Raw genomic sequence first — 17,134 nt, 5'->3', positions numbered from 1 at the left:
CTTCCCTTTAAAACGCGTAACATACATTGCCTGCGTTTAACTTTCTTTGAACTCTTGCAGAAAAATGAGAATTCGTGAGTACGATCACTCAAAATCGCCTGGCAAAAATAAAATCACCCTATAGATGCACAAAAAACGGGCAAAACTACCTGGTTCGCAAAACTGCGTCTAAAGTTAAACCGGGACCTCGCGAGCAAGGGTGAGACGATGGCGCTTTACACAATTGGTGAAGTGGCGTTGCTTTGTGATATTAACCCTGTCACGTTACGCGCGTGGCAGAGGCGTTACGGGTTGCTGAAACCGCAACGGACAGACGGCGGTCATCGACTGTTCAACGATGCCGATATTGACCGTATCCGCGAGATCAAACGCTGGATCGACAACGGCGTGCAGGTCAGCAAAGTTAAAATGCTGCTCAGTAATGAAAATGTTGATGTGCAGAACGGCTGGCGCGATCAGCAAGAAACATTACTGACCTACCTGCAAAGCGGCAATCTGCATAGCCTGCGAACGTGGATCAAAGAGCGCGGTCAGGATTACCCCGCCCAGACACTCACCACACATCTGTTTATTCCTCTGCGCCGACGGCTTCAGTGCCAACAACCGACTCTCCAGGCGCTGCTGGCGATCCTCGACGGCGTACTGATCAACTACATCGCCATTTGTCTGGCTTCGGCACGTAAAAAACAGGGTAAAGATGCGCTGGTGGTTGGCTGGAATATTCAGGATACCACCCGTCTGTGGCTGGAGGGCTGGATTGCCAGTCAACAAGGATGGCGCATTGATGTCCTCGCCCACTCGCTCAATCAACTACGCCCTGAACTATTCGAAGGCCGTACATTGCTGGTGTGGTGCGGTGAAAATCGAACCTCCGCCCAACAGCAGCAACTCACCAGTTGGCAAGAACAAGGCCATGATATTTTCCCACTCGGCATTTAATGATTCGTTAACAAATGCGCTTTACTGTACAATCCTTTCGTTAACATAAGGAGTGCAATATGCGCATAGCTAAAATTGGGGTCATCGCCCTGTTCCTGTTTATGGCGTTAGGCGGAATTGGTGGCGTCATGCTCGCAGGTTATACCTTTATTTTGCGTGCTGGCTAAGCGCCTGCACCAGCCTTTCAAACAGGCGGTCTGCGATGATCGCCGCCAGTGCCACCAGTAACGCCCCCTGGATCACATACGCGGTATTAAATCCGCTAAGCCCGATGATGATGGGCGTACCCAGCGTGCTGGCCCCTACCGTTGAGGCGATCGTCGCCGTACCAATGTTGATAATCACCGAAGTTCGCACGCCCGCCAGAATCACCGGAGCCGCCAGCGGTAGCTCGACCTTACGCAGTCGCTGACCACGACTCATTCCCATACCTTTCGCAACTTCTGTCACGCTGGCATCAATCGCTCCCAGCCCGGCAAGTGTCGCCTGCAGGACGGGCAGCACACCGTAAAGGATCAAGGCGATAATCGCTGGTTGCAGACCAAAGCCGATCACCGGAACGGCAATCGCCAGCACTGCGACAGGCGGAAAAGTCTGTCCAACGGCGGCAATAGTTTCCACCAGTGGGCGAAATTCCGCGCCCCACGGGCGAGTGACAGCAATTCCGGCACCAGTGCCAATGATCACCGCAAACAAACTCGAAATTCCCACCAGCCAGAAATGAGCCAGTGCCAGAGCTGCAAAACTTTCTTGCTGATAAACGGGTCGTGGCAGTTGTGGGAACAAGGCAGCAAACAGCGGCTGGCTGTAAGGCAGCCAGAAAATCAGTGCCACAAACAAAGCAATGAGCCAGAACAGCGGATCGCGCAACATCTTCATACGCTTACGCCTCCACCAGCAGATCCTGAAAATGCAGCGTACCGCAAGGCTGGCCCTGCGTGTTCACCACCGGCAGCACCTCGCAACCCCGCGCGACAAACAGGGAGAGCGCATCGCGTAGCGTCATCTCTTCTACCAGTGCCTCACCTTCTGCCCGTTCTTCGCGACGCACGTAATCCGCCACACTACGTAACGAAAGCAGACGCACACCCAGTTCGCTACGTCCAAAAAACTGGCGGACAAAATCATTCGCCGGACGAGTCAGCATCGTCAGCGGATTGCCCTGCTGCACCACTTCACCGTGATCCATCAATACCAGATGTTCAGCCAGCCGTAGCGCCTCATCAATATCATGAGTGACCAGCACAATAGTGCGCCCCAGCAAACGGTGAATGCGCGTCATCTCTTGTTGCAACGCGCCGCGCGTTACCGGGTCCAGTGCGCCAAAAGGTTCATCCATCAGTAAGACTTGCGGATCGGCAGCCAGTGCGCGCGCCACTCCCACACGTTGCTGCTGACCACCGGAAAGCTGATGCCGATAACGCTCACGCAAATTTGACTCCAGCCCCAGTAGCGTCATTAATTCGTCGATACGATCGTCAATCCGTGCCCGCGACCATTTTTGTAATTGCGGCACGGTAGCGATGTTTTGCGCCACGCTCCAGTGGGGGAATAGGCCAATAGATTGAATGGCATAGCCCATCCGGCGGCGCAACTCCAGTACTGGCAGCGAGCGAATTTCTTCTCCGGCAAAGCGGATCTCTCCGCTGTCATGTTCCACCAGGCGGTTAATCATTTTCAAGGTGGTGGATTTGCCGGAGCCAGATGTGCCAATCAGCACCGAAAAACTCCCTTCCTGAAAATTGAGATTAAGATCGTTAACGGCTTTTTGTGCGCCAAACAGTTTGCTGACATGGCTAAATTCAATCATTACGTTTCACCTTCAGCAGTGCGATAAGCAAATCGAACAGGGCATCGATCAGCACCGCCAGAACAATTACCGGGATCACCCCCAGCAACACTAAATCAATGGCGCTGCTTAGCAGCCCCTGGAAAACCAGCGCACCAAAACCGCCTGCGCCGATTAACGCCGCAATCACCGCCATACCTACAGTTTGCACCATCACCACCCGCAGGCTGCGCAGAAATACCGGTAACGCCAGTGGTAACTGAACATGCAGGAATCGCTGCGCCCCGCTCATGCCCATCGCTCTGGCGCTCTCCAGCACATCGCGCGGGATCTGGTTCAAACCGACTACCACGCCGCGCACCAGCGGCAGCAAGGCATAGAGCACCAGCGCAATCAGTGCGGGTGTCATTCCGGTTCCTGCTATGCCGAGCTTCCCCAGCCACGGAAAGGCCGTCACCAGCGCGGCAAGCGGCGCAATCAACAGGCCAAAGAGCGCCACCGAAGGCACGGTCTGAATGACATTGAGCAGAGAAAAAATTGCCCCCTGCCGAGCAGTGGAAAAGTAGCACCAGATGCCCAACGGCACACCAATCACTAACGCAGGCAGCACCGCACCAAACAGCAACGTCAGATGTTGTGCCAGCGCGTCGTCAAACACATCCTGACGGTTGGCGTATTCTTTCATTAGTGAGAGATCGTTAAGCGTGCCGGAGTACAGCAACCACAGCGGAATAATGGCAATCTGCATATGCAACAACCAGCGCCACAGCGGATGCGTGGAGATTCGGCGGATGGCATCGCTACAGGCCAGCAATGCCAGCGCCGCAGCCAGCCAGAAACCACTGCCGAGGCTGGTACGCGCCAGCGCACTGCCATTTTGCGCCAGTTGTGTCGCCGCCTTTCCCGCGCCCCACACCAGCAATACGAAGACGAATTGCGCCAGAATGAGTGCACAAATGCTGCCTTTTTTACCGGGAATAAAACAGGCCGTCAGCCAGGCGCAACCAACGCCCACCAGCATCCAGATCGTTTGCGGCCACAGCTGCCAGAGATGACGCCCCTCACCCGAAACTAAACGATTAGGCGCGTAACTGATAAACGGCAGCGCCGCTGCGATTACCGTCAGCAACAGCAGCAGCGCCAGAACAGGATTAATACGTAGATAAGTCACGGGAAATTACTTCGTCCACCCTTTTTGTTTCAGGTAGTCGGCAGCCACTTTTTTGGCATCCAGTCCTTCAACTGCAATGCTGGCATTCAGTTGCTGCAATGTTTTTGCATCGAGGCTGGCGAAGACTGGCTGTAGCCACTGTGCCATTTGCGGATACTCCTTCAACACCGATTCACGCACCACTGGTGCAGGCGCATAGATAGGTTGCACGCCTTGCGGATCGCTTAAGGTTTGCAGCCCCAGCGCCGCTACCGGGCCGTCAGTGCCGTAAGCCATTGCAGCATTAACGCCAGAGGTTTGCTGGGCAGCGGCTTTGATCGTCACCGCCGTGTCGCCACCAGCCAGTGACAGCAACTGATCCTGACCGAGCTTAAAGCCATAGGCTTTTTCAAACGCGGGTAACGCATCGGCGCGTTCGATAAACTCTGCCGAGGCTGCCAGTTTGAAGGTGCCGCCCTCTTGCAGATAACGACTCAGGTCGGCAAGCGAAGTGAGTTTATTTTTCTCTGCCACATCCTGACGCACGGCGATAGTCCAGGTGTTATTTGCAGGCGCGGGCGTCAGCCAGATTAACTTGTTGTGCTCCGAATCGAGCTTTTTGACTTTCTCGTAACCTTGCTGCGCGTTTTTCCACGCTGCATCGTTTTCATCTTTAAAGAAGAAAGCGCCATTGCCGGTATATTCCGGATAGATATCCAGTTCACCGGAAGTAATCGCCCCGCGCACCACAGGAGTCGTTCCGAGTTGCACTTTATTCACCGTCGGTACGCCGTGGCTTTCCAGCACCTGCAAAATGATATTGCCGAGTAGCGCACCTTCGGTATCGATTTTTGAACCGACTTTAACGGGGGAAGCCGCCTGTAGCGGCAGGCTCACGGCTGCCAACATAACCAGTGAACCTGCCCAGAGCTTTAAGAGTGGCATGATGCTTTCCTCATTCTTTTACTGTTGTTTTCAGCGAATTAAGAGAAAAGCATAGTTGATAATGGCGGGGTTAGCCTGAGCGGAAGGATTCAGTTGCAGAATCAGATAAATACTTAAGAGGCATATTCGGTCCGGCGTTTCCTGCCGGATGCGGCGCGAGCGCCTTATCCGGCCTACAAAGGGCGCAAACGTCGCGCCCTTACTAAAGCATTACAGCAACTCAAACTCGCCTTTCTTAACGCGTGCGGAATCAGTGCCGATAAATACATTGAACTTGCCAGGCTCGGCGTCATATTTCATCTGTTGATTCCAGAACTTCAGCGCCTCAATATCGATCGGGAAGCTGACAGTCTGAGTTTCGCCCGGTTTCAGGGTGATTTTCTCAAAGCCTTTCAGCTGTTTCACAGGGCGACTCATGGAAGCCGTCACATCCTGCAAGTACATCTGCACTACCGTGGCCCCCTCGCGCTTACCGGTGTTCGTCACCTGCACGCTGGCAGTCACTTTGCCGTCACGCTTCATGGTCGGCGCAGAAAGTTTCACATCAGAGACGGTGAAAGTGGTGTAGCTCAGCCCATAGCCGAACGGATACAACGCCCCGTTAGCTTCATCAAAATAACGCGAAGTGTATTTGTTCGGCTTGTCGGCATTATACGGGCGACCGGTATTCAGATGGCTGTAGTACACCGGGATCTGCCCGACAGAACGCGGGAAGGACATTGGCAGCTTGCCGGACGGGTTGTAATCGCCAAACAATACATCGGCAATTGCATTACCGCCTTCAGTCCCCGCAAACCAGGTTTCCAGAATCGCATCAGCCTGCTGATCTTCTTTCACCAGCGCCAGCGGACGCCCGTTCATCAGCACCAGCACCAGCGGTTTACCGGTGGCTTTCAGCGCCGCAATCAAGTCACGTTGGCTTTGTGGAATAGTGATATCGGTCCGGCTGGAGGCTTCGTGCGCCATCCCCTGTGCTTCACCGACTACAGCCACCACCACATCAGATTGTTTCGCCGTCTGCACCGCTTCATCAATCATCTCTTGCGGCGAGCGCGGATCGACTTTGACCGCTTCTTCATACTGATTCAGGAAATCGATAATGCCTTTGTCACTGGTAACGTTCGCCCCTTTGGCATACAGCACTTTACCGTTTTCACCGACGGCATTTTTGATCCCGGTCAGTACGGTCACGGATTGATCGGCAACACCGGCTGCGGACCAGCTGCCCATCACGTCACGTTTACTGTCCGCCAGTGGCCCAACCACCGCAATGGTGGCCGATTTTTTCAGCGGTAACGTTTCGAGACGGTTTTTCAGCAACACCAGGCTTTCGCGCGCCACTTCACGCGCTTCTTTACGGTGCAGGCGGCTTTCGGCATTGGTATCCACCGGGTCAGACTCTTTCGGCCCCAAATGGCTGTATGGGTCGTTAAACAATCCCATATCATATTTAACGTTCAGTACATGGCGGGCAGCATCGTCCAGCTCTTCCATCGTCACTTTGCCGGATTTGATCAACCCAGGCAGATACTTCGAGTAATACTCGTCGCTCATACTCATGTTGATTCCGGATTTCAGCGCCACGCGCACCGCATCTTCCGGGTCTGCCGCCGTGCCATGTTTAATCAGCTCTTTGATTGCACCGTGATCGGAAACGGTGATGCCTTTAAAGCCCCACTGGTCGCGCAGAACATCTTTCAGCAGCCAAGAATCGGAGGTGGCTGGCGTGCCGTTCAGCGAGTTCAGCGCCACCATCACCGCGCCGCTGCCTGCGTCCAGCCCCGCTTTGTACGGCGGCATATAATCATTAAACAGGCGCTGCGGACTCATATCGACGGTGTTGTACTCTTTACCGCCTTCTACCGCGCCGTATGCGGCAAAGTGTTTGACGCTGGTCATCACCGAGTAGCGATCTGCCGGGCTTTTACCCTGCATCGCTTCCACCATGGTTTTACCCATTGTTGAGGTGAGATACGTATCTTCGCCAAAACCTTCGGAAGCACGTCCCCAGCGCGGATCGCGCGAGACATCGACCATCGGTGCCCAGGTCATATTCAGGCCATCATCTGCCGCTTCATAAGCAGAGACACGTCCGACCGTTTTCACTGCATCGAGGTTAAAAGACGAGGCCAGACCGAGGCTAATCGGGAACACCGTGCGCTGACCGTGCAGCACGTCGTAAGCAAAGAAAAGAGGAATTTTCAGGCGGCTTAATTCCATCACCTGATCCTGCATGGCGCGGATATCCTGACGGGTTACGGTGTTGAAAATCGCCCCAACCTGACCGTCTTTGATCATCTCGCGGATCGCCTCTTTCGGGTTATCCGGGCCGACGCTGATTAAGCGCAGCTGACCAATTTTCTCATCAACTGTCATTTTCTTAAGCAGTTCGGTGACGAACGCATCCCGCGCTTCGGGCGTTAATGGATGGTTGCCGAATAAATCATCCGCCAGTGCTGGCTGCAGGGCCAGACTCACCGCGATTCCTACTGAACATAGCCATTTCATATGGATTTTTCTTCCTCTGTTGCCCGACGAGGCAGCGAAAATGGTGCAAAAACCGTAGTTTGCCATAAGCATGATGGAGAGAGAAAAAGAATGCTCAGTTTATTGTCTGAATTTTCAAAATATTCACTCGCTGAATTGTCATACAAGGCGCTATTCTAGTTTGTGATATTTTTTCGCCACCACAAGGAGTGGAAAATGTCTTCCATGACAACAACTGATAATAAAGCCTTTTTGAATGAACTTGCCCGTCTGGTCGGTCATTCACACCTGCTCACCGATCCCGCAAAAACGGCCCGCTATCGCAAGGGCTTCCGTTCTGGTCAGGGCGACGCGCTGGCTGTCGTTTTCCCTGGCTCACTACTGGAATTGTGGCGGGTGCTGAAAGCCTGTGTCACCGCCGACAAAATTATTCTGATGCAGGCTGCCAATACAGGCCTGACCGAAGGATCGACGCCAAACGGTAACGACTATGATCGCGATATCGTGATCATCAGCACCCTGCGTCTCGACAAGCTGCACGTTCTTGGCAAGGGCGAACAGGTGCTGGCCTATCCGGGCACCACGCTCTATTCGCTGGAAAAAGCCCTCAAACCGCTGGGACGCGAACCGCACTCGGTGATTGGATCGTCGTGTATAGGCGCATCGGTTATCGGCGGTATTTGTAACAACTCCGGCGGCTCGCTGGTGCAACGTGGCCCGGCGTATACCGAAATGTCGTTATTCGCGCGTATAAATGAAGACGGCAAACTGACGCTGGTGAACCATCTGGGGATTGATCTGGGCGAAACGCCGGAGCAGATCCTTAGCAAGCTGGATGATGATCGCATCAAAGATGACGATGTGCGTCACGATGGTCGTCACGCCCACGATTATGACTATGTCCACCGCGTTCGTGATATTGAAGCCGACACGCCCGCACGTTATAACGCCGATCCGGATCGGTTATTTGAATCTTCTGGTTGCGCCGGGAAGCTGGCCGTCTTTGCGGTACGTCTAGATACCTTCGAAGCGGAAAAAAATCAGCAGGTGTTTTATATCGGCACCAACCAGCCGGAAGTGCTGACCGAAATCCGCCGTCATATTCTGGCTAACTTCGAAAATCTGCCGGTTGCCGGGGAATATATGCACCGGGATATCTACGATATTGCGGAAAAATACGGCAAAGACACCTTCCTGATGATTGATAAGTTAGGCACCGACAAGATGCCGTTCTTCTTTAATCTCAAGGGACGCACCGATGCGATGCTGGAGAAAGTGAAATTCTTCCGTCCGCATTTTACTGACCGTGCGATGCAAAAATTCGGTCACCTGTTCCCCAGCCATTTACCGCCGCGCATGAAAAACTGGCGCGATAAATACGAGCATCATCTGCTGTTAAAAATGGCGGGCGATGGCGTGGGCGAAGCCAAATCGTGGTTGGTGGATTATTTCAAACAGGCCGAAGGCGATTTCTTTGTCTGTACGCCGGAGGAAGGCAGCAAAGCGTTTTTACACCGTTTCGCCGCTGCGGGCGCAGCAATTCGTTATCAGGCGGTGCATTCCGATGAAGTCGAAGACATTCTGGCGTTGGATATCGCTCTGCGGCGTAACGACACCGAGTGGTATGAGCATTTACCGCCGGAGATCGACAGCCAGCTGGTGCACAAGCTCTATTACGGCCATTTTATGTGCTATGTCTTCCATCAGGATTACATAGTGAAAAAAGACGTGGATGTGCATGCGTTAAAAGAACAGATGCTGGAACTGCTACAGCAGCGCGGCGCGCAGTACCCTGCCGAGCATAACGTCGGTCATTTGTATAAAGCACCGGAGACGTTGCAGAAGTTCTATCGCGAGAACGATCCGACCAACAGCATGAATCCGGGGATCGGTAAAACCAGTAAACGGAAAAACTGGCAGGAAGTGGAGTAAAAATTACGGATGGCAGAGTATCGCCATCCGAATTCACTTAATCGTTCTGTGCCGTCTGCCCCGCCGCCGCCATTTGGGCGGCTTTTTGTTTTTTATAGCTCAACGCTGCTGCCGGCACAGGCATCACTTTACCGGTTTCAATCCAGGTACGCAGGCGGCTGGCATCGGCAAAATGGGTATATTTGCCAAACGCGTCCATCACTACCAGCGCCACCGGTTTATTATTGATAACCGTACGCATCACCAGACAATGGCCCGCCGCATTGGTAAAGCCGGTTTTGGTTAACTGAATATTCCAGTTATCGCGATACACCAGATGATTAGTATTGCGGAACGGCAGCGTATACGTCGGGTTAGAGAAGGTTGCCATATCTTCCCGGGTAGTACTTAACTGCCCGATCAACGGATATTGTTTGCTGGCAATGAGCAGTTTGGTTAAGTCACGGGCAGTTGAAACGTTATGCACCGACAATCCGGTAGGTTCAACAAAGCGCGTGTTGTTCATTCCGAGCGATTTCGCTTTCGCATTCATTGCCTTAATAAAGGCTTTGTAACCACCGGGATAATGGTGCGCAAGGCTTGCCGCCGCGCGGTTTTCTGAAGACATCAGCGCCAGCAACAGCATATCTTTACGGCTGATTTCGCTATTCAGTCGTACGCGCGAATAGACCCCTTTCATCTCCGGCGTCTGGCTGATATCCACTTTTAGTTTTTCATCCAGCGGCAGTCGTGCATCCAGCACAACCATCGCGGTCATTAATTTGCTGATAGACGCAATTGGACGCACCAGATCCGGGTGGTTCGAATAGATCACTTTGTTGGTATTCAGATCAACAATCATCGCGCTACCGGAGGCAATTTCCGGTTGTGAAGCGGTGGTAGCGGCTGCCGTTTTCGCAACGGCCTGCGGTGCCAAAGGCACAGCCAGCATCAGGGCCAGGCTAAATAAAGAAACTCGAAATTTCGGCATGATGAGCATTCAGATAGTGGTTCACGCGCACGGGTTGCGCACCGCCGGAGTAAGGATTTACTGAGGCTAGCGACGCCATCATAACGAGCAAAAAGTGCGATCGTCAAAGGAGAATCGTGAGGAAATGCTGCATTGCTGACATTTACGCCAGCAATGCAATGTCAAAGAACTTTCTAGAACAGGCGATACCCGTAGCCCCATAGTATAACGGTTAGGGCGAGCAGCACTTCCAGTACCAGCACGCCAATCGCCAGCGTCGAACTGGAGAAGCTAAGGCCTTCCTCTTTGTTGATATTCAGGAAGCTCGGAATACCAAGGTAAAGCAGGTAGCCGGTGTAAAACAGCGCCACCGTGCCGACCAGCGCACACAACCAGACCAGCGGATAAAGCGCCACCAGACCGCTTAAAAACAGCGGAGTTGCAACGTAGCCCGCGAAGACCATGCAGTGCGCAAGTGACGGACGCTGCGGGTAATTGCGCGCCATCCACCAGATGACCCGCCCCATCACCGCGACCCCAGCCAGCATAACGCCGTAAAACAAGACAGCCAGCGCCAGTCCGGTAAACCAGGATAACTTCAGGATAGTGCCATCGCCAAAATTCCAGCCAATCTGTGTAGTGCCAATGAAGGCGCAAATCACCGGAATCGCCGCCATCAGCAAAACGTGGTGGGTGTAATGGTGAGAAATCGTTTCGTTTTCGCGATTAATCACCTGCATTTCACGATCGGGATGGGAAAACAGTCCCCAGACATGGCTCATACCGCCCCCTTGTTGTGAGTTCATGAACCTGACAGTTCAAGTATAAGTCAGCTTGTGATTATTTTTTGTTCGCCCATGTAATTTTCACTGTCTGATGAACGTCCTTTTTCAGCGTGAATGATTCACAGGGTGTATGCTTACTGGCAACCAAAGGGAGACAGACTGGCCTATGGATCTCAATACACTTATCTCACAATATGGTTATGCCGCGCTGGTGATCGGTAGCCTGGCGGAAGGTGAAACCGTGACTTTGCTGGGAGGCGTTGCGGCACATCAGGGGCTATTAAAGTTCCCGCTGGTGGTACTTTCTGTGGCGTTTGGCGGCATGATTGGCGACCAGGTGCTTTATCTGTGCGGGCGGCGGTTTGGCGGCAAGCTGTTACGCCGTTTCTCGAAACATCAGGATAAAATTGAGCGGGCGCAGAAACTTATCCAACGCCATCCGTATCTGTTTGTCATTGGTACGCGCTTTATGTATGGCTTTCGGGTGATTGGCCCGACGCTGATTGGTGCCAGCCAGCTGCCGCCGAAAATCTTTCTGCCGCTGAATATTCTCGGCGCATTTGCCTGGGCGTTGATTTTTACCACTATTGGTTACGCTGGTGGTCAGGTGATTGCGCCGTGGTTGCACAATCTCGACCAGCATTTGAAGCACTGGGTCTGGTTGATTCTGGTCGTGGTTCTGGTGGTGGGCGTGCGCTGGTGGCTGAAACGGCGCGGGAAGAAAAAGCCGGATCATCAGGCGTAAAACCATTGCCCTGGGTAAGGCGTTCGCGCCGCATCCGACATCCGGTGCACCATGCCTGATGCGACGCTTGTGCGTCTTATCATGCCTACCAAAATTTTACCCATTGAAATAACCACGCACCTCACTGCGCTATTCTGGGTTGAACTGCGGATTCGCCAACATAAAGCCGCCATCCACTATCAACGACTGCCCGGTGGTGTAATTTGCGCCCTCTGAGCACAGCCACGCTACCAGGCTGGCAATCTCATGCGTTGCGCCAAAACGCCGCAGAGGAATCGAAGGCTCCGCGTCGGGCTTCACGTCGCTGTCATCCATGCCATTCATTGGCGTGGCGATCGCCCCAGGCGCGACTGCGTTCACCAAAATCTTATGCCTGACCAGCTCCAGCGCCATCGTTTTGGTTAACCCGCCGAGCGCATGTTTAGCGGCTGTGTAAGCGCTGGCATCCGGCAGCGGCGTATGTTCATGTACCGACGTAATGTTGATGATGCGACCGCCCTGCCCTTGTTTCACCATCTGGCGGGCCGCAATTTGTGAGCATAAAAATGCACCATCGACATCAACGGTAAAAATCTTGCGCCACTCATCGAAAGCCATATCAAGAAACGGCGCTTTGGTCATTGCGCCCGCATTATTCACCAGCACATCAATACGCCCCAGCCGTTGAATGAGTTTCTCCAGCGCCTGCGCACCTTCTGGCAGTTTACCGAGATCCAGCTGCACGATCTCCGCACGTACGCCGTGGCTAACTACCTCACGCGCGGTATCTTTTGCCCCTTCTTCATCTGAGTGCCAGGTAATGCCAATATCAAACCCCTGCTGCGCCAGTAATAACGCGCACTCTTTGCCGATCCCCGAATCGGAGGCGGTAATAATCGCAACCTGTGCCATCGAGTTCTCCACTTAACGCTGAATAAACGTTAAGTATAGAAGGCGCATATCATCAGCGTTTGTAACCCCCGCCCAACGCACCAGTGAGTTGAATGGAAGCATCCAGCCACTGCCCTTGCAATAACAGGCCATTGGCCCGCTCACGCAGCGCGGGGATTCTGGCTTCGCTGACGCGGGAACCAGCAATGATGCCCGCGTTAAAGCGCGCCTGCGCAAGACCTACCACACGCAAGGCATCGCGCTCAATTTGCGCCTGATGCTGGTTTTTCTCCGCAAGTGTCTGAACCTGACTGGCTGCCCGCGCCACGTCATTCACCGCTTCAACCACCGCTTTGTTGTAGCTGGCGATAGACAAGTTGCTTTCGGCTTTTGCGATATCGAGGTTGGCGTTAAGACGACCACTATCGAAAATGGGTAGCGTCAGGCCTGCCGTAACGCCCATTTGCTGCGCGGAATGACGGAACAGATCGCTTAAGTGCAACGCATCCTGTTGCAGGAAGGCCATCAGGTTGATGTCAGGATAAAATGCCGCTTTTGCCGCATCAATGGTGCTTAGCGATGACTCAACGTACCAGTGCGCCGCCTGCAAATCTGCCCGCCGGGCCAGTAAGGAGTACCCCAGTTCATCAGGAAGCTGGCTTGCCACTTTCGGCAACGTGACCGGTTTAAGCTTCAATGACTTTGTCTGGTGATTTGTGAGTGCGCTTAACCGTGCCTCAATAATTTTCATTTTCCCCGCGACATCGTTGAGCTGCTGCCGGGTTTTGCTGGCATTAATATCGGTTTCCACACCTTCAACTGAAGAAGTAATCCCGTTCTGATATAGCTGGCGATCGGTCGCGATAATAGTGTTCTGCTCTTTTTCTATTTGCTGCAAGACCGTGTTTAACGCCGCCTGGGTTTGCCACTCCCAGTACAGGCGGGCTACGCTGCCAGCCAGCAATTGGCGGGTTTGCTCGCGTTCCGCCGCCCGTGCTTTAACCGTACCCAGGCGGGCAGTAACCTCCGCCCGATTCTTTCCCCAGATATCGAGATGCCAGCCCGCCGTTAAGCCAAAAGTTCCGTTGGTGTACCACGGACCGGTCGTACCTGCGGCCGGATCGTTCAGAGCAAACGGCCCCATTAGCCCTTCTGCCGACATTTTTTGCCGCTCCATATCCGCAGAAAAGTCGATCTGCGGACCATCCTGAGTAGCAACTGCCTTCGCCTGGGCTTCAGCCAGCTGAATGCGCTCTTCAGCCACCTGCATATCCGGTGCGTTCTGTAGTGCATTGTTAATTAATGAAGTGAGTTGATTATCGTGATACTCCAGCCACCATTGGCTGTCTGGCCAACCATTTTTCAGCGCCGTGGGTAATGCGGTATCAACTTGTGCAGCGGGCGTTTGCTGGCTTAACGCCTGGCGGGTTTCATGCATAGGCGCACACCCGGTCAGCATCAGTAACAGCGGAAAACAGGCGATGGCTGGATAAAAGGAATCACGATTCATGGGGGAATAATCAGGTAAGAAAAGGTGCGCGGAGATTACCGTGTGTTGCGATATATTTTTTAGTTTCGCGTGGCAATACATCAGTAGCAATAAAACGACATATCCAGAAAAATATACACTAAGTGAATGATATCTTCCGATTTATCTTAATCGTTTATGAATAACGGCAAAGGGCTTCGTTTTTTCCTATACTTATTCAGCACTCACAAATAAAGGAACGCCAATGAAAATTATACTCTGGGCTGTATTGATTATTTTCCTGATTGGGCTACTGGTGGTGACTGGCGTATTTAAGATGATATTTTAAAAATCAGATATGGCATATAAGTTGTCAGGTCAGGAACTAGATATTTTGTGTACTTGATTTGCAAACAGCTCCGGTGTTGGTGGCGTCAAAATCGCTGAAGCGTTCCCCGAAGGCCGGGGCAGCCCACATGGATGTGGGCTGAGGGCGCGTCTTACAAGGACGTTTCCTCGCGCCCGACCCGGTAGCCGAAGGGGATAAGCTGAAGGTACCGCGCAGCGGCGATTTTGTTCGCCAGAGCCCGGGGGTGCAGGGGGAGGAGGCGATTGTCCTCCCCCTGCGCGCTCCTTGCGCCAGTGGCAATATGTGGCTTAGTTCATGAAAGGAGCGCAACAAGATGATGAAGCTGAATAAGCGATTCATTGTCTCTGATAAGCTGCGATTCCACTATTATCGCAGCTTATCGATATCAATTGCCTGAATAGCCCTTGCAATATCAGGGGAATTATTCAACACCCGAACATGCTGAAATAATCCCGTTGCTTCATCGTATTCTTTACGCAAATAACTCAACCACTGTTTAATCCGCGCAACGTGATATAACCCGGTATCGCCCTGCTTTTCCAGACGGGTATATTTTTGCAGCAAAGCAACCACCTCCGGCCACGGCATTCGCGGTTCGTTATATTTTACTACCCGGCTCAGGTTGGGAATATTGAGCGCCCCGCGACCAATCATCACTGCGTCGCAGCCGCTGATCGCAATGCATTGTTGCGCGCTCTGCCAGTCCCAGATTTCGCCGTTGGCAATCACCGGAATATTCAGCCGCTGGCGAATCTCGCCAATCGCCTGCCAGTCAATATGCTCCGCGCGGTAACCCTGCTCTTTTGTCCGTCCATGCACCACCAGCTCCGTAGCACCAGCCTGTTGAACCGCATCGGCGATTTCAAATTTCTTCTCACCGCTGTCCCAGCCCAGACGCACTTTCACGCTGACGGGCAAATGCGCCGGTACAGCTTCACGCATCGCTTTTGCACCCTGGTAGATGAGTTCAGGATCTTTGAGTAACGTCGCCCCACCACCGCTACCGTTGACCGTTTTCGACGGGCAGCCGCAATTGAGATCCACGCCCCAGGAACCTAATTCCACCGCACGGGCGGCGTTCTCTGCCAGCCATTGTGGGAACTGACCCAACAACTGCACGCGCACCAGCGTACCGGATGGTGTCCGGCTGGCGTTTTGTAGCTCAGGGCAAATGCGATGAAAAACTTTTACCGGCAGCAGTTGATCCACCACGCGGACAAACTCGGTGATGCACAGATCGTAGTCGTTAACTTCGGTCAGCAATTCACGCACCAGAGAGTCAAGCACTCCCTCCATCGGTGCCAGTAACACACGCATATCATCACCCGCAAAATAATGAGGCGCTATGTTAGCGCCTATGGTCAGCGGATTAAAGGTCTACAAAGAGGGATTGCTGCAAACTGCAATCCCTCTCTATGCTTGATGTATGCCTGAGTTCGTTGCGCATTGCGTAATGCCGGGGAGCGAAAAAATAAGCGCTGATTTCTTAATGTGATCGGTAGCACGTTTTACGAATTAATTGTATGATGAATCCATCTCATCTGGGGTGTTGATTATGAGTAAGACACTGAACATTATCTGGCAATATTTACGCGCTTTCGTCCTGATTTATGCCTGCCTGTATGCAGGCATTTTCATTGCTTCCCTGCTACCGGTAACCATTCCGGGCAGCATCATCGGGATGCTGATCCTGTTTGTCCTGCTGGCCTTGCAAATTCTTCCGGCGAAATGGGTCAATCCGGGGTGCTACGTACTGATTCGCTATATGGCGCTATTGTTTGTGCCGATTGGCGTAGGCGTCATGCAATATTTTGATTTGCTCCGCGCGCAGTTTGGCCCGGTAGTGGTTTCCTGTGCTGTCAGTACGCTGGTGGTTTTTCTGGTGGTGAGCTGGAGTTCACAACTGGTACACGGTGAACGTAAAGTCGTAGGTCAGAAAGGATCAGAAGAATGATGGCGAATATCTGGTGGTCATTACCGCTGACGTTGATTATCTTTTTTGCCGCCCGCAAACTGGCGGCACGGTATAAGTTTCCCCTGCTTAACCCGTTGCTGGTAGCAATGGTGGTGATCATTCCTTTTTTAATGCTGACCGGCATCTCTTACGACAGCTACTTTAAAGGTAGCGAAGTGCTAAACGATCTGCTGCAACCGGCGGTCGTCGCGCTGGCCTATCCTTTATATGAGCAGCTACACCAGATCCGCGCGCGCTGGAAATCGATCATCACCATCTGTTTTATCGGCAGCGTGGTTGCGATGGTGACGGGGACTTCCGTGGCATTGTTGATGGGCGCTTCACCGGAAATCGCCGCGTCAATCCTGCCGAAATCGGTCACCACGCCTATTGCAATGGCGGTTGGCGGCAGTATTGGCGGTATTCCGGCAATCAGCGCAGTTTGCGTGATTTTCGTCGGCATCCTCGGCGCGGTATTTGGCCATACATTGCTTAATGCGATGCGTATTCGTACCAAAGCTGCGCGCGGTCTGGCAATGGGGACTGCCTCGCACGCCCTCGGTACGGCGCGCTGCGCCGAGCTGGATTATCAGGAAGGTGCATTTAGTTCGCTAGCGCTGGTGTTATGCGGGATAATTACTTCGCTGATCGCACCGTTCCTTTTCCCGATTATTCTGGCAGTAATGGGCTAAAATTTGCGATGCGTCGCGCATTTTTGATGTAAGTTTCACGCGTTGCATAATTAATGAGA

General features: G+C 53.0%; 17 protein-coding genes. 7 read left to right on the top strand and 10 right to left on the bottom strand.

All coding sequences use genetic code 11. From position 1 onward, the window contains the following. Positions 1-207 precede the first annotated feature (207 nt). Both mlrA and HGD79_RS24085 read left to right on the top strand, forming a co-directional pair. Positions 208-939, top strand: a complete 732-nt coding sequence (mlrA, locus tag HGD79_RS24090) for an HTH-type transcriptional regulator MlrA (RefSeq protein ID WP_001240401.1) — start codon at positions 208-210, stop codon at positions 937-939. 59 nt (positions 940-998) lie between these two features. Continuing rightward, positions 999-1,106 carry a protein YohO gene (locus HGD79_RS24085; protein ID WP_001216963.1) on the top strand — a complete coding sequence of 36 codons (108 nt, stop codon included), beginning with the start codon at positions 999-1,001 and terminating at the stop codon, positions 1,104-1,106. On the opposite strand, the gene yehW is transcribed toward HGD79_RS24085, so the two are convergent. The 5 genes from yehW to bglX all read right to left on the bottom strand — a co-directional run bounded on the left by yehW (position 1,087) and on the right by bglX (position 7,331). Further along, entirely contained in the window at positions 1,087-1,818 is a 732-nt protein-coding gene (yehW, locus tag HGD79_RS24080; protein ID WP_000783120.1) for a glycine betaine ABC transporter permease YehW, read from the bottom strand. The two genes, HGD79_RS24085 and yehW, sit on opposite strands and share 20 nt — an antisense overlap. A 4-nt stretch (positions 1,819-1,822) precedes the next feature. Beyond that, the gene (gene yehX / locus HGD79_RS24075; protein ID WP_168848523.1) at positions 1,823-2,749 is read right to left on the bottom strand and encodes a glycine betaine ABC transporter ATP binding protein YehX; all 927 of its coding nucleotides are present in this window, start codon (positions 2,747-2,749) and stop codon (positions 1,823-1,825) included. After that, entirely contained in the window at positions 2,742-3,899 is a 1,158-nt protein-coding gene (yehY, locus tag HGD79_RS24070) for a glycine betaine ABC transporter permease YehY (protein ID WP_000221820.1), read from the bottom strand. Before yehY ends, yehX begins: the two co-directional genes overlap by 8 nt. Positions 3,900-3,905: 6 nt before the next feature. After that, positions 3,906-4,823, bottom strand: a complete 918-nt coding sequence (gene osmF / locus HGD79_RS24065; RefSeq protein WP_001130307.1) for a glycine betaine ABC transporter substrate-binding protein OsmF — start codon at positions 4,821-4,823, stop codon at positions 3,906-3,908. 210 nt (positions 4,824-5,033) lie between these two features. Next, positions 5,034-7,331 (bottom strand): beta-glucosidase BglX, encoded by a 2,298-nt coding sequence (bglX, locus tag HGD79_RS24060; protein WP_000871512.1) that lies wholly within the window; start codon positions 7,329-7,331, stop codon positions 5,034-5,036. Between the two features lie 195 nt (positions 7,332-7,526). Between bglX and dld the strand changes: the two genes are divergently transcribed. Continuing rightward, positions 7,527-9,242 (top strand): D-lactate dehydrogenase, encoded by a 1,716-nt coding sequence (gene dld / locus HGD79_RS24055; RefSeq protein WP_139496467.1) that lies wholly within the window; start codon positions 7,527-7,529, stop codon positions 9,240-9,242. A 37-nt stretch (positions 9,243-9,279) separates the two neighbouring features. Here the strand turns inward: dld and pbpG are convergent, their stop codons facing one another. Both pbpG and HGD79_RS24045 read right to left on the bottom strand, forming a co-directional pair. Further along, on the bottom strand, positions 9,280-10,212 hold the full coding sequence (pbpG, locus tag HGD79_RS24050; protein ID WP_001295432.1) for a D-alanyl-D-alanine endopeptidase: 933 nt from the start codon (positions 10,210-10,212) through the stop codon (positions 9,280-9,282). A gap of 173 nt (positions 10,213-10,385) precedes the next feature. Beyond that, positions 10,386-10,973, bottom strand: a complete 588-nt coding sequence (locus HGD79_RS24045; protein ID WP_001295454.1) for a Yip1 family protein — start codon at positions 10,971-10,973, stop codon at positions 10,386-10,388. Positions 10,974-11,142: 169 nt separating this feature from the next. On the opposite strand from HGD79_RS24045, the gene HGD79_RS24040 reads away from it, so the two are divergent. Beyond that, on the top strand, positions 11,143-11,721 hold the full coding sequence (locus tag HGD79_RS24040) for a DedA family protein (protein ID WP_001298793.1): 579 nt from the start codon (positions 11,143-11,145) through the stop codon (positions 11,719-11,721). 129 nt (positions 11,722-11,850) lie between these two features. Here HGD79_RS24040 and HGD79_RS24035 read toward each other — a convergent pair whose 3' ends face one another. Together HGD79_RS24035 and mdtQ are read right to left on the bottom strand one after the other, a co-directional pair. Next, a complete protein-coding gene (locus HGD79_RS24035) occupies positions 11,851-12,612 on the bottom strand; it encodes an SDR family oxidoreductase (protein ID WP_000079526.1) in 762 nt (253 codons plus the stop codon). Positions 12,613-12,664: 52 nt separating this feature from the next. Continuing rightward, positions 12,665-14,101 carry a multidrug resistance outer membrane protein MdtQ gene (mdtQ, locus tag HGD79_RS24030; RefSeq protein WP_021578616.1) on the bottom strand — a complete coding sequence of 479 codons (1,437 nt, stop codon included), beginning with the start codon at positions 14,099-14,101 and terminating at the stop codon, positions 12,665-12,667. 223 nt (positions 14,102-14,324) lie between these two features. Here mdtQ and yohP point away from each other — a divergent pair, with 223 nt between their 5' ends. Continuing rightward, on the top strand, positions 14,325-14,408 hold the full coding sequence (yohP, locus tag HGD79_RS27000) for a small membrane protein YohP (RefSeq protein ID WP_000691708.1): 84 nt from the start codon (positions 14,325-14,327) through the stop codon (positions 14,406-14,408). A gap of 387 nt (positions 14,409-14,795) precedes the next feature. Here yohP and dusC read toward each other — a convergent pair whose 3' ends face one another. After that, complete coding sequence (dusC, locus tag HGD79_RS24020) at positions 14,796-15,746, bottom strand: tRNA dihydrouridine(16) synthase DusC (protein ID WP_001264868.1); 951 nt, start codon at positions 15,744-15,746, stop codon at positions 14,796-14,798. A gap of 238 nt (positions 15,747-15,984) precedes the next feature. On the opposite strand from dusC, the gene HGD79_RS24015 reads away from it, so the two are divergent. Both HGD79_RS24015 and HGD79_RS24010 read left to right on the top strand, forming a co-directional pair. Next, positions 15,985-16,383, top strand: a complete 399-nt coding sequence (locus tag HGD79_RS24015; protein ID WP_001295452.1) for a CidA/LrgA family protein — start codon at positions 15,985-15,987, stop codon at positions 16,381-16,383. Beyond that, on the top strand, positions 16,380-17,075 hold the full coding sequence (locus HGD79_RS24010; protein WP_096147437.1) for a CidB/LrgB family autolysis modulator: 696 nt from the start codon (positions 16,380-16,382) through the stop codon (positions 17,073-17,075). Before HGD79_RS24015 ends, HGD79_RS24010 begins: the two co-directional genes overlap by 4 nt. The last annotated feature ends 59 nt before the right edge of the window (positions 17,076-17,134 follow it).

The organism is Escherichia sp. SCLE84 (assembly GCF_012584495.1).
Lineage (GTDB): Bacteria > Pseudomonadota > Gammaproteobacteria > Enterobacterales > Enterobacteriaceae > ECMA0423.
This window is presented reverse-complemented; position numbering and strand designations above follow the sequence as displayed.

Bases quoted from the DNA above. Each gene is read 5' to 3' on its own strand.
- dld (WP_139496467.1), top strand. From the start codon at position 7,527: ATGTCTTCCATGACAACAACTGATAATAAAGCCTTTTTGAATGAACTT.
- yehX (WP_168848523.1), bottom strand. From the start codon at position 2,749: ATGATTGAATTTAGCCATGTCAGCAAACTGTTTGGCGCACAAAAAGCC.
- HGD79_RS24015 (WP_001295452.1), top strand. From the start codon at position 15,985: ATGAGTAAGACACTGAACATTATCTGGCAATATTTACGCGCTTTCGTC.
- osmF (WP_001130307.1), bottom strand. From the start codon at position 4,823: ATGCCACTCTTAAAGCTCTGGGCAGGTTCACTGGTTATGTTGGCAGCC.
- HGD79_RS24085 (WP_001216963.1), top strand. From the start codon at position 999: ATGCGCATAGCTAAAATTGGGGTCATCGCCCTGTTCCTGTTTATGGCG.
- yohP (WP_000691708.1), top strand. From the start codon at position 14,325: ATGAAAATTATACTCTGGGCTGTATTGATTATTTTCCTGATTGGGCTA.
- bglX (WP_000871512.1), bottom strand. From the start codon at position 7,331: ATGAAATGGCTATGTTCAGTAGGAATCGCGGTGAGTCTGGCCCTGCAG.
- pbpG (WP_001295432.1), bottom strand. From the start codon at position 10,212: ATGCCGAAATTTCGAGTTTCTTTATTTAGCCTGGCCCTGATGCTGGCT.
- HGD79_RS24045 (WP_001295454.1), bottom strand. From the start codon at position 10,973: ATGAGCCATGTCTGGGGACTGTTTTCCCATCCCGATCGTGAAATGCAG.
- yehW (WP_000783120.1), bottom strand. From the start codon at position 1,818: ATGAAGATGTTGCGCGATCCGCTGTTCTGGCTCATTGCTTTGTTTGTG.
- HGD79_RS24035 (WP_000079526.1), bottom strand. From the start codon at position 12,612: ATGGCACAGGTTGCGATTATTACCGCCTCCGATTCGGGGATCGGCAAA.
- HGD79_RS24040 (WP_001298793.1), top strand. From the start codon at position 11,143: ATGGATCTCAATACACTTATCTCACAATATGGTTATGCCGCGCTGGTG.
- mlrA (WP_001240401.1), top strand. From the start codon at position 208: ATGGCGCTTTACACAATTGGTGAAGTGGCGTTGCTTTGTGATATTAAC.
- dusC (WP_001264868.1), bottom strand. From the start codon at position 15,746: ATGCGTGTGTTACTGGCACCGATGGAGGGAGTGCTTGACTCTCTGGTG.
- HGD79_RS24010 (WP_096147437.1), top strand. From the start codon at position 16,380: ATGATGGCGAATATCTGGTGGTCATTACCGCTGACGTTGATTATCTTT.
- mdtQ (WP_021578616.1), bottom strand. From the start codon at position 14,101: ATGAATCGTGATTCCTTTTATCCAGCCATCGCCTGTTTTCCGCTGTTA.